Source organism: Kovacikia sp. CALU 1929, assembly GCF_056784235.1.
This window is the reverse complement of record NZ_JBXBCF010000062.1, coordinates 52,683-66,419: the sequence shown is the minus strand read 5'-3', so window position 1 is coordinate 66,419 and position 13,737 is coordinate 52,683. Positions and strand designations below refer to the sequence as shown.

Here is a 13,737-nt window from a genome sequence, read left to right as displayed (position 1 = left end):
TGCTTAGCTATTCTTTATGTCTAAGGAATTCGTTGTAGGCGATCGCATCCGTGTGATTTCCTTGCCACCCTACGTTAAGACGGCAGACCCGATGCCTATGCTTCGCCCTTCCAACGTAATTGCGTTGGGGGAAGAGGGCATAGTGATTGATCGAAAACCTGGCGGCTATTGGAGTGTACGCTTCGCAAATGGCACTTATTTAATGGAGAGTCAATACATGGAAATCAATCAAAACCTTTAGTATACCCGCGATCCGAATCCTTAACACATTTTCCTGTCTGGTTCAAGATCTTTTCCAACTATTGTTATCGAAAAATCATAGTGTGGGTAGACTAGCTATGCCATTTCTAGGGGATAGGTATGTCTGACGCAGGGAACTCCTTAAGTACAGCCACGCTCATCAATCTCAACACCGCAGTTCAAACCTTCCCAGACACGGTGACTGCTGCTGCAAATGACTACTATCGCTTCACCCTGAGTAATCGCAGTAGCTTCAATCTTTCCCTCACAGATTTATCTGGCGATGCCGATGTCGCACTGTTAGACGGCGCAGGCAATTCCCTCACCATTAGTGGTATTCAACAGCGTTCTACTAACCCTGGAACTTTTTCAGAATCAATCAATACCATCCTGGAAGCCGGGACTTACTATATCCATGTTTTCCCAGGTGCTTCTACAACCAGTGCTGACTATAGCCTGAATGCGTTCATTAGCAATAACCTCTTCACCGACATTCTCTGGCGCAACTATACCACTGGAGAAAATGGTGTCTGGTTGATGAACGGCACGACCTTCGAGAGTGTCGCTCTAATTCAGCCCGTTTCCGATTTGAACTATGCCATCGTAGGCACCATAGACTTTAACGGAGATGGAGAGACTGATATCCTGTGGCGTAATAGCCAGGCAGGGGTGACGGGTTTCTGGCTGATGAATGGGCTTTCCCTCAGTTCAGTCGCAATTATCAGTCCCTCTGTCGGTCAAGACTGGCAAATTTACGGGGTAGCCGACTTTAACCAGGATGGACAAATTGACCTGCTTTGGCGAAATAATCAGACTGGACAAGCTGGCTTCTGGCTAATGAATGGCACCTCCTTGAGTTCTGTAGTTGTCATTGAACCAGCAGTTCCCCTGGACTGGCAGATTCAGGGAGTCGCAGACTTTAATGGGGATGGTCACCTCGACATTTTCTGGCGCAACTTTGTAAGCGGACAGAATGGTGTGTGGTACATGAACGGTACCAGCCTCAGTTCGATTGGGCTGACGGTCGATGTAGGCGACACAGCCTGGCAGGCTTCTGGATTTGGCGACTTTAACCGCGACGGTCAAACGGATATTCTCTGGCGCAACTATGCCAGTGGTCAGACTGGCATCTGGTTGATGAATGGGCTTGCCATTAGTTCCATTGATCTGCTACCAACGGTTGACGTGAGCTGGCGACCAACGGTGCCATTTATCAGAACAGGTGAACCGACACCGATTGATCTGGCTGGGAATTCCCTTCCAGATGCCTTTAACATTGGCGGCAACCTGACTGGCAGTGCTACCTACCGGGACTCTGTGGGTGGCTCAGACCCGAATGATTACTATCGCTTGACGTTGGGAACTGGCAGCAACGTTAACCTGTCGCTTACCGGCTTAAACGCCAATTTGGATCTCCAGCTTCTGGATATTAATGGAGCGGTAATTCAAAGCTCAAATCTGGACAGTACAACTTCTGAATCTATTATTGCCACACTAACAGCAGGTACTTACTATGCCCGTGTCTATCCAGTAGGTAGTAGCAGCGGCACCTATGCCCTGAATGTATCGGTTAACAACCTGCCCGTACTCGCCACAAACAATCCTCTGGCAGTAACCGAAGGCGAAGTCGCCAACCTGACTGACACCATTTTGCGAGTAACCGACAATGACAACACCGCGACCCAGTTGACCTACACGCTGGGAACTCTACCGCAGAGGGGAGTTTTGCTCTTTAACGGAACCACTCTGGTCTCTGGGGCAACCTTCACTCAGGCTGATATTGATAATGGTACCCGTCTCAGCTATCAGCACGATGGCAGCGAAACTCTGACCGACAGCTTTACGTTTACGGTAACTGATGGGGTGGGTGGCAATCTGGGGAGCAACACATTCAACATTGCCATTACCCCCTCTAATGATGCGCCTGTGTTCACAGTGCCTACAGCCACTCAGTCAGCCGATCAGAATGCGAATTTAGCCATCTCTGGCATTAGCATTGCTGACCCGGATGCTGGCGACGGTAATATTTCGGTCACACTCTCAGCGGACAATGGGGTACTCACTTTAGGTTTGACAACGGGTTTGACGTTCTCCCAGGGGACGGGCGTTCAAAATTCGACCATGATCTTTAGTGGCACTTTGGCAGCGGTCAATAACGCTCTTAGTAGCTTGATTTACCGAAGTAACAGCACATTCCGGGGCACAGATGTGATTAACCTGAGTGTGACTGACAACGGTAACACGGGTGTAGGCGGTGCGCTCTCGGATACTGCGGCGATCGCCGTTGCTGTCTCTCCCATTAACCAGGCACCGATCATTTCTCTGCCTGCCACCCCAGTCGGGAATGAAGATACCAATTTGTTCATTTCCGGCATCAACATCACAGATATTGATGGATTTGGGGGCAATGTTACCGTTAGCCTGTCCGCGGTCAACGGAGTACTGACGCTCAACTCCACCTCTGGATTGACCCTGCTCAGTGGCAGTGGCACCCAGGATCGGACGATGGTCTTTAGTGGTCCGCTGGCACTGATCAATGCTGCCTTAAATAACCTGGTGTATCTGGGCAACCAGGACTTCAACGGAACGGACTTCATTACCGTCAGCGTAAACGATAGCCTGAGTCCAGGCAGTGGTGGTATTCCCCTCTCAGATACGAAGACCCTGGCAATTACCGTTAGTCCCGTCAATGATGCCCCTGTTCTGGCAGTACCCAGCGCTCAAACTGCCAGCGAAAATACCAATCTGCTGATTACAGGAGTCAGTGTCAGTGATGTAGATGCGGGCAATGGTGGCATGCTCGTTAGTCTGACCGCCGGTAATGGCACTCTGTCCCTGGGAACCACAACTGGACTGTCCTTTTCCAATGGCAATGGCAACCAGAATGCCAGCATGGTCTTCAGTGGCACCCTGGCAGCGATCAATAATGCGCTTGCCACATTAACCTACCGGGGTAACCCAAACTTTAATGGTGCAGACACGATTAACATCAGTGTTAATGACAACGGAAATACGGGATCGGGTATTGCTCTCAGCGATAGTGCAGCGATCGCCATCAACGTCCTGGGGATTAACAGTGCGCCTGTAATTACGGTACCCCTGGCTCCCTCCACAAATGCTGGGGTGAATCTGGACATCACTGGGATTAGCATCAATGACCCGGATGCTGGGGCTGGCACTCTGCTGGTCACCATCGCGGCTCAAAATGGCGTGCTCTCCATCCCGACCGAAAATCTTACCTTCTTCCAGGGGGATGGTACCCTCGATAGCCGGATTACCTTTGAAGGCAACCTGGCAGCCATCAATACGGCTCTGGGAGCGCTGGTCTACCGTAGTAATGCTGGTTTTACCGGGTTTGAAACCATTACCATCAGCGTCAACGATCAGGGCAACACAGGTGTTGGCACTCCCCTGTCTGACACCAGAACGCTGTTTGTCAATGTTGGTAGTGCAGTCAACATTTCACCAACTGCCAACCCCGATACTTACACAATCACCCGCAATGCCACTCTCAATGTTCCGGGTACAGGAGTTTTAGGCAATGACATTGACCCTGATAGCCCATCTCTCAATGCAATCCTGGTCAATCTGCCCACCCAGGGCTTTCTATCCCTTAGCCCCACTGGCTCCTTTACCTATACCCCCAATCCTGGCTTCAGCGGTATTGATACGTTTACCTACCGGGCGAGCGATGGCATTGCAACTTCTAATCTGGCAACAGTCACAATCAATGTCACCGTTCCTGCCAACAGCCCACCGATCGCCAGTCCCGACATCTTCACCTTTAATGAAGACACTACCCGAACTGGCAACGTGTTGAGCAATGACACAGACGCAGAAGATGGCATTCCTCAAACCGCTCAACTAGTCAGTGGACCGAGCAATGCGGCAAACTTCACCCTGAACAGTAACGGTAGCTTCACCTACACGCCGATCGCCAACTACAACGGCATTGATCTCTTTACCTATGTTGCTAGAGATTCAGCCGGGGCTGCTTCTAATACTGCCACCGTTTCTCTTTCGATCATTCCGGTGAATGACCTGCCCGTTGCCGTCAACGACAGTTATACATTGTCCGCCGGTGGCACCCTCAGTACCGCAAATGTCCTGGACAATGACACCGACATTGAAGACATTCGTCCTCAGACCGCCGAACTAGCGACTGGTCCTAGCGGTGCCTTAAGTTTTGTCCTCAATAGCGACGGCACCTTCACCTACGTTCCTAATGCAGGTGTTACCTCCGACAGCTTCACCTACATCGCCCGTGATTCTGAAGGGGGTGCCTCCAACCCAGCAACGGTTGCACTCACGATTAGTGCCGCACCTAATACTTCCCCAGTTGCGGTCAATGATATCATTCCAGCTTTCTTGGAAGATACCTCCACGACTGGCAATGTCCTGGACAACGATACCGACCTGGAAGATACCCGTCCTCAAACTGCCCAATTGGTGAGCGGACCGAGTAATGCTGCCACCTTCACCCTCAACCCGAATGGCAGCTTCACCTATACGCCCATTGCCAACTTCAATGGCACCGATAGCTTCACTTACATTGCTCGTGACTCCGCTGGAGTTGCTTCTAATACTGCCACGGTGTCCCTTTCAATCATTCCAGTTAATGATCTGCCTGTTGCGGTCAACGACAGCTACTCTTTAACCGCAGGTGGCACCCTCAGTACGGCTAACGTCCTGGACAATGACACCGACATTGAAGACATTCGCCCCGGTACGGCAGAACTGGTGAGTGGTCCGAGTGGAGCCTTGAGCTTCATCCTGAATAGCAATGGTACCTTCACCTATGTGCCTAACCCTGGTGTTACCTCCGACAGTTTCACTTATATCGCCCGTGACTCCGAAGGAGGGGCTTCTAACCCGGCAACGGTTGCACTCACGATTAGTGCGGCAGCCAACACCCCTCCGATAGCCGTCAATGATGTCATTCCAGCCTTTGATGAGGATACTTCTACCAGCGGAAACGTCCTGAATAACGATACCGACCTGGAAGATATCAGTCCCCAGACCGCAGAGCTAGTGAGTGGACCTGGCAATGCGGCTACTTTCACGCTAAATAGCGATGGCAGCTTTACCTACACCCCGATCGCCAATTACAACGGTACGGATAGTTTTACCTACATTGCCCGTGATTCTGCTGGAGTTGCTTCTAATACTGCCACCGTTTCTCTTTCAATCATTCCAGTCAATGACCTACCCATTGCCGTCAACGACAGCTACACATTGTCCGCTGGTGGCACCCTCAGTACCGCAAACGTCCTGGACAATGACACTGACATTGAAGACATTCGTCCTCAGACCGCTGAACTAGCGACTGGTCCTAGCGGTGCCCTAAGTTTTGTCCTCAATAGTGATGGTAGCTTCACCTACGTTCCTAATGCAGGTGTCACCTCTGACAGCTTCACCTACATCGCCCGTGACTCCGAGGGAGGGGCTTCTAACCCGGCAACGGTTGCACTCACGATTAGTGCCGCACCTAATACTCCCCCAGTTGCGGTCAACGATGTGATTCCTGCATTCGATGAGGATACTTCTACCAGCGGAACCGTCCTGAATAACGATACCGACCTGGAAGATATCAGTCCCCAGACCGCAGAGCTAGTGAGTGGACCTGGCAATGCGGCTACTTTCACGCTAAATAGCGATGGCAGCTTTACCTACACCCCGATCGCCAATTACAACGGTACGGATAGTTTTACCTACATTGCCCGTGATTCTGCTGGAATTGCTTCTAATACTGCCACCGTTTCTCTTTCAATCATTCCAGTCAATGACCTACCCATTGCCGTCAACGACAGCTACACATTGTCCGCTGGTGGCACCCTCAGTACCGCAAACGTCCTGGACAATGACACTGACATTGAAGACATTCGTCCTCAGACCGCTGAACTAGCGACTGGTCCTAGCGGTGCCCTAAGTTTTGTCCTCAATAGTGATGGTAGCTTCACCTACGTTCCTAATGCAGGTGTCACCTCCGACAGCTTCACCTACATTGCCCGTGACTCCGAGGGAGGGGCTTCTAACCCGGCAACGGTTGCACTCACGATTAGTGCCCCCAACACGTCCCCAGTGGCGGTGGATGATGGGATTTCTGCCTTTGACGAGGATACTTCCACGACTGGAAACGTTCTGGACAACGATACTGACCTGGAAGATATCCGTCCCCAGACCGCAGAGCTAGTGAGTGGACCCAGCAATGCCGCCACGTTTACTCTGAATAGCGACGGTAGCTTCACCTACACCCCGATCGCCGATTTTAATGGCACAGACAGCTTCACTTACATTGCCCGTGACTCTGCTGGAGCCAGTTCCAATACGGCAACTGTGTCGCTCTCGATCATTCCAGTGAATGATGCGCCGATCGCCAATCCGGACGGTATTTACAGAGCTGGGACTGATACATCGCTGACGGTTCTGGCGGGGACTGGAGTGTTACAGAATGACACCGATGTCGATGGTCCAGTCCTGAATGCCGTTGCCACGGTTACTACCACTGCCAATAGTGGAACCGTAACCTTAAACGCTGATGGATCCTTTGTTTACAATCCAGCTTCGGGCTTTAACGGAATTGACACTTTCACCTACCAGGCAACGGATTCTCTTCTGACTTCTAACCTGGCGACGGTTACCTTGAGTGTGACCCCCAATGTGGCTCCGGTGGCGACGAATGATAGTAATCCCCTCTACCGGACCGCTCCCGGTGTCCCTCTGACCATCACGTCAGTGAATTCGGTGTTGCAGAATGACGTGGATAATGACGGTCCCCCACCCCTCAGTGCAGTGGCGGGGGTTAGCAGCACTGCCAGCGGTGGCACCATCACCCTGAATGCTGATGGCTCCTTTATTTACAGCCCTGCCGCAGGCTTCACAGGTCCAATTGACACGTTCACTTACCAGGCAACCGACGGTCTGGCAACCTCGAACCTGGCAACCGTGACCATTTCCGTTGCACCCAATAACCCTCCAGTGGCGGTAAATGATGACAGTCCACTTTACCGGACGAGTCCCGGTGTTCCCTTAACGGTTTCTGTCCTCAACAGCATTCTGAACAATGACTCTGATGGTGGGGATGGACCCTTCTTGCAAGCGGTTAGCGCTGTCACCACCACTGCCAATGGCGGCACCGTGACTCTGAATGCCGATGGCTCCTTTATTTACACGCCTGTCGCAGGCTTTACTGGTCCCACGGACACCTTTACCTACCAGGTCACCGATGGCATTGACCTTTCCGCTCCTGCAACCGTCACCCTGAGTGTTGCGCCTAACACCCCACCAACGGCGCAGAACGATACAGGTTACCAGGCGATCGCCAACTCAACGTTAACAGTGGGTTTGGTGGATGGAGTGTTAAATAACGACTCCGATGGCGGAGATGGGCCCTTGTTACAGGCGTTGACCACAGTTACTACCACCTCCAACGGCGGCACCGTCACCCTGAACGCCGATGGTTCCTTTATTTACACCCCGGCTCCCGGTTTCACCAACGGTAACGATACCTTCACCTACCAGGCAACCGATGGCATTGATCTGTCCAATCCGGCGACCGTTACCATCAGCGTGTTCACGAACACCCCCCCCACGGTGGTTAACGACAGTTACAACGCCATTACCAACAGTCCATTAAACATCAATGTGCCAGGTGTACTTGCCAACGATAGCGATGCCGAAAATCCGATCACGGCAATTCTGGAAACCCTGCCCGGTAATGGCACTATCACCTTCAGAAGTGATGGCTCCTTTGATTACACATCAAACCCTGGCTTTGTGGGGATTGATTTCTTCACCTACCGGGCAAATGATGGGTTTGTCAATTCAGCACTGGCAACGGTCAGTATTACCGTGGGAAGTAACGTAGCGCCGATTGCCAACCCTGATAACTACAGTGTCAATCTCAATAACGTACTGACAGTTCCCTTCACGTTCGGCACAACCACGATCGCAGGGGTACTCAGCAACGATGTGGACACCGAACCACTCACTGCCAGCCTGGTGACAGGTCCCACCCAGGGCAATCTGTCCTTTAACGCCAATGGCTCCTTCGTCTATACCCCAACGGTCGCCGTGGGTGGTACCGATACCTTTGTCTATCGCGCCAGCGATGGAGAACTGACAGCCGATGCTACCGTGACGATTACGATTCAAGGCAGCAGTACACCACCAGCGGCAACCAATGATGCCTTTAGTGTGGCGGCAAATAATGTTCTGACCGTTCCGTCCGCCCAAGGGATTCTCAATAACGATACCGATTCGGATGGTGATCGCCTCACGGCGCGGGTCACGGTTCAACCGACGAATGGTAGCGTCAGCCTCAATCCAGACGGATCCTTCATCTACACCCCCAATGCCAACTTTGCCAACATCGACACCTTTACCTATGTAGCAAGCGATGGGGTGAGCGACTCTAACCCGGCGATCGTCACTATTACCGTGGGAGCTGTGAATAGTCCCCCCGTTGTCAGTTTACCGGGCGGTCAGTCAACCTTCCGCAATACTGAACTGACCATTCCGGCTGTTCAGATCAGTGATCCAGACGCAGGGACTAACCCGGTTCGGGTGACTCTGACTGCCAGTAATGGTAGCCTCACGCTCAGTACCACCAGCGGTTTAACGGTGAATGATGCCGATGGCGATAGTAATGTCGAGATCCAAGGCAGTATCGCCAACATCAACGCTGCCCTCAACAACCTCAGGTATCGCCCCAATGAAGAATTTACGGGAACCGATGCTATCCAAATCATCGTAGATGACTTGGGCAATACCAGTAGTACGGGTGAACCTCAGATTGGTAGCGGTACGATTACAGTCAATGTGGACTCTGGGGCGTTTCTGCTGAAAGACATCAATCAGAATGAGAATGCCGCCGGAGACGGAACGTTGTCCTCCTCCCCAACGAATCTGGCAGGCGTTGGTGGCAGCCTTTACTTCGCAGCCAATGATGGTTTTAGTGGCGTGGAGCTATGGCGAAGCGACGGGACGGCGGCAGGGACCTTCTTGGTTGCCGATATTAACCCCAGTGGAAACTCCTCACCTGCTAACTTTACGTCAGTAGGCAATACAGTCTTTTTCACCGCCAACAACGGCACTCTGGGTACAGAACTGTGGAAGATCGATGCGGGCAGCGGGGCACCCGTGCTGGTCAGAAATATTAACCCTGGATCTGCCAATTCCAGCCCAACCAACCTGGTCAACTTTAACAACACCCTCTTCTTTCGGGCAAATGACGGTACTGGTCTTGCGCTTTGGAAGAGTGACGGCACCTTTGAAGGCACCGTTAAGGTGGGAACGGGCTTCTCCCAACCCGGTGCCCTAACTGTGGTAGGGAATACCCTCTACTTCACGACCAGTAATGGTAGTCAGCTCTGGAAAACTGATGGCACCGATGCCGGAACCGTCCAGGTGACAAATTTTGGCGTAGGCGTAAATTCGACCAACCTGACCGCGATCGGTAGCACTTTGTTCTTCACCCGGAGCAGTGGCACCACTGTTGAACTGTGGCGCAGCGATGGCACCTCAGCCGGAACCACCTCGCTTTCTACCCTCAATCCAGGCTTAACCATTGCCAATCCCAACAACCTGGTCAATTTTGGTGGAGACCTCTACTTCCTTGCCCAAAACGGAACCACTTTTGGGCTTTACAGAAGTACGGCAGCCGGGGTTGCTTCCCTGGTGCAGAGTCTACCTTCCACTGGGCAAACACCCGGTAGCTTGACCGTTGTGGGTAGTACGCTGTTCTTTACCGTGGATGTGGGCACTGCCGGAACGCCCGATATTCAACTCTGGAAGAGCAATGGTACGACGGCTGAACTGGTGAGAGACATTAACCTGGCGGGGAATGCTAACCCGGCATCCCTGACCAATGTCAATGGCTTCCTATACTTCACTGCCGATGATGGGACCGCACGAGTCTGGCGCAGTGACGGCACGGAAGCCGGAACTATCGCGGTCAGCGATGCCTTTGCGGGGGCGGTTCCGAGTCAGTTGACAGCCGTTGGGAACCGGCTCTTCTTCACCGCCGACACGGTAGCCACAGGTACAGAGCTATGGATTGTTTAATCAAATCCGGTGCCTATCTCTGGGCTGAAGTGGTTCAATAGGAGTAACTTCAGCCAATGCCCTGTGGGTAAAAGCATGACCATCCAACCTGATCCACCTGAGTCGAGTGAACCTTTGCGGCAAGGGGAAAGCCGGCTGTCTGCGGCACCCCCGCCGGTCAGCCCTCACTTAACTGCCCAGGAGAATGGACTGCCCCAGGAGAGTTTATCGTCTCAGGCTGGTTTGTCCATAGCAGAGATCGCCGCTCTGGATGCCCCCGATCGCATTTTCCCGGCAGCCTTTCCCACCCGTTCGGATATCTCAGGACCGTCACAGCGGTTGTATGCCTACGGGGTGATTCTGGGCGCGATCGCCCTGATGCTGCTGGGATGGGTGATCAACTTTCCTCTGATTGGGTTGGTCGGATCTGCCGTTGCCCTGTTTATTTCCATCAATCTCCTCTGGCTTCCCCTACGGAAGTTTTTGATCCACTGGGCAGCAGAACCAGAGTCTGCCATTCTGGTCGCCAGTTTGACTGGCGTGATCGCTCTAATTGGCTTATTCAACTTTCTGGGATTAAACCGCCTGCTGGCAGCCCGATTTGGCACCTTGAACTGGGAGGCGGTGGGTGCCCTCGGTGAAGTGTTTGGGGCATTGGGTCAGATTTTGATTGCGATTCTGGCGGTCTATATTGCGTGGCGACAGTACGTGATTGAAAAAGATTTGACCACACGGCAAAACATTATTACCCAACAGCAGACCATTGACAGCTACTTCCAGGGAATTTCTGAACTGGTGCTGGATGAGGAAGGATTACTGGAAGATTGGCCCCAAGAGCGGGCGATCGCGGAGGGACGCACTGCCGCTATTCTCGGTAGTATCGATGCGGGTGGCAAAGCCAAAGTGATCCGCTTTCTCAGTTGTGCCCGTCTGCTAACTCCCCTGCGCCGAGATCAGCGGTTAGGACGAGCAATTCTGGACGGCGCTGGAGGGTATGAAGAAGACCGGCTCAATGGTGTGCGGGTAATTGACCTGGGTGTCATGCTGGCTAAGGCAGATCTGTCTGGCACAGACCTGCGCTGGGCAGACCTGAGTGAAATCAACCTGATCCGGGCTAACTTGAGTGGCTGTGACCTGGTAAAAACCAACCTCTCGCGTACCATCCTTGCCTATGCCAGCCTGCGGGGAGCAGACTTGCAAGGAACCCACTTTTTCTATGGCAAAGCAGAGGATGCCTCTCCCCGCAGCCGGACTGAGCCACCCAACTACCGCACAGGTGCCTATACTGGGGCAGTCGTTGAGAATGCTGACTTTACCGGGGCAGAAGATATGTCCCCTGCTCAGCGCTACTATTGCTGTGCCTGGGGTGGCTCGAAGACGAGAAGCACAATTCCCGGTGGTTGTGAGGGCATTCCAAATAAGTTGGGAGAGTAGGGAGTTTGGATTTTAGAGTTTGGATTTTGGATTAGGCTAGAGTCCATGCCAAAGTCTTGATGCGGGTTTCAGCAGGTGATGGTGCCTAAGTATTCCTTGATTATTCCGATTTTTAACGAAGAATCTACGATTCCTGAGCTATATCGCCGCTTGCAGGCTGTGATGGACCAGATGGATGGCTTGGTGGAGTTGATTCTGGTCAATGATGGTAGCCGCGATCGCTCCCTTGCCCTGATGCGCGACCTGCACGAAAAAGATCCGCGAGTCTGCTACCTCAGCTTTGCCCGCAACTTTGGACATCAAATTGCCGTGACGGCTGGACTCAATTTTGCCCGGGGGCAGGCAGTGGTGATTCTGGATGCCGACCTGCAAGACCCACCCGAACTAATTCCTGAACTGGTCAAGCAGTGGCAGCAGGGGTATGAGGTGGTTTATGCTCAGCGCACCCAGCGTCGCCAGGAAGGCTGGTTTAAGCGCTTGACTGCCTATGTGTTTTACCGGATGTTGCGCCAACTGGCAGATGTGGACATTCCCACAGACACGGGCGACTTTTGCCTGATGGATCGGCGGGTGGTGGATGTGCTCAACGCCATGCCAGAACGAAATCGCTATCTGCGCGGGCTGCGATCGTGGATTGGTTTCCGTCAGACCGCGGTTTTATTTGAGCGCGACCCCCGGTTTGCGGGTGAGGTCAAGTACACCTTCCACAAATCCTTGGGACTGGCAATTAATGGGTTAGTTTCCTTTTCAAAGGTGCCGCTCCGGCTCTCAACCTATCTGGGTTTATTTGCGGCAGTGGTGGCAGTAATTATGGCAGCCCTGGTGATTTATTGGCGAGTGTTCTATCCTAAATCGCCGCTTACGGGTTATGCGGTCATTGCGGTTGCCATTTTCTTTCTGGGGGCAGTGCAACTATTCAGCATTGGGATTCTGGGCGAATACATTGGGCGGATTTACGAAGAGGTGAAAAACCGCCCGCTTTATACCCTGGCGGAAGTGGCAGGGTTTGCGGATGACAGGACAGCGATCGCCCTCCAGCCTCCAGGAAACAGCCACCATCGCCCCTCCGATGCTCCTCGCTAAAGAGTAACCCACTCTACAATGAAAACCTATCCGAAAACTTCTTGGGTCTATTACCAGGTCTAGCAGTTTACGGCTTTTCGGATAGGCTTTAAGAGCAACCTGATTCAAAGTCGGTGATGCCTGGGGCAAGGTTCAGAGTCCAGGGGATTGGATTGCGGTTTAGCAAGGTGGGCTGACGATGATTGCGAATGTAGCACCGTTTAAAGTGACCTGGGAAAAGCTACCGGACGATTACGTTTTAGACGATGAACCTGTGGACAACATTAACCAACCGGCGATCGCGGCTGCCCTCACCGAAAGCCTGGAACTCGCCGCAAGACTCCCAGCCAATGCTCTCACTCCTACCAACTACGGCATCTGTGCAACATTGAATGGGCAAATTGTGGTTAAAGCTCCGGATTGGGCATACGTGCCCTCGATTCGGGTACCGCGATCGCAGGTTGAGCGGAGCTATACGCCCCAACTTCAGGGAGAAATTCCGGCGATCGTGATGGAGTTTCTGTCAGATACAGAAGGGGGTGAATATTCCAGTAAGCCCACCTATCCACCGGGTAAATGGTTCTTTTACGAACAGGTGTTGCAGGTTCCCAACTACGCAATTTTTGAGCCGAGGTCAGGTGCCCTGGAAGTTTATCGGCTGGATGACTCCAACCAATACCAGTTGCGGGACAGCGACCAGAACAACCGCTTCTGGATTGCTGAGTTGAGCCTGTTTCTCGGTGTTTGGCAGGGCACCCGTGAGAATAGAACCGGCTACTGGCTGCGCTGGTGGGACGAAAACGGCGAACGGTTGCTGTGGGGCACGGAACGGACAGAGCAGGAACGCCAGCGGGCAGACCAGGAACGTCAACGGGCGGAACGACTAGCCGCCCAGTTAAGAGCCGCCGGAATTGAACCGGAGGAATGATATCTGAGAGGAATTTAATTTGGAGAATC

5 protein-coding genes are annotated in these 13,737 nt (G+C 52.7%); all 5 read left to right on the top strand.

From position 1 onward, the window contains the following. Positions 1-16 precede the first annotated feature (16 nt). The 5 genes from sipA (at position 17) to AC1S52_RS10355 (ending at position 13,708) form a co-directional block, all read left to right on the top strand. Positions 17-241 (top strand): regulatory protein SipA, encoded by a 225-nt coding sequence (sipA, locus tag AC1S52_RS10375; protein ID WP_482028924.1) that lies wholly within the window; start codon positions 17-19, stop codon positions 239-241. A gap of 119 nt (positions 242-360) precedes the next feature. After that, on the top strand, positions 361-10,305 hold the full coding sequence (locus AC1S52_RS10370; protein ID WP_482028923.1) for an Ig-like domain-containing protein: 9,945 nt from the start codon (positions 361-363) through the stop codon (positions 10,303-10,305). Between the two features lie 75 nt (positions 10,306-10,380). Next, complete coding sequence (locus AC1S52_RS10365; protein ID WP_482028922.1) at positions 10,381-11,718, top strand: pentapeptide repeat-containing protein; 1,338 nt, start codon at positions 10,381-10,383, stop codon at positions 11,716-11,718. 78 nt (positions 11,719-11,796) lie between these two features. Next, complete coding sequence (locus tag AC1S52_RS10360; protein WP_482028921.1) at positions 11,797-12,801, top strand: glycosyltransferase family 2 protein; 1,005 nt, start codon at positions 11,797-11,799, stop codon at positions 12,799-12,801. 178 nt (positions 12,802-12,979) lie between these two features. Beyond that, positions 12,980-13,708 carry a Uma2 family endonuclease gene (locus tag AC1S52_RS10355; RefSeq protein WP_482028920.1) on the top strand — a complete coding sequence of 243 codons (729 nt, stop codon included), beginning with the start codon at positions 12,980-12,982 and terminating at the stop codon, positions 13,706-13,708. Positions 13,709-13,737 lie beyond the last annotated feature (29 nt).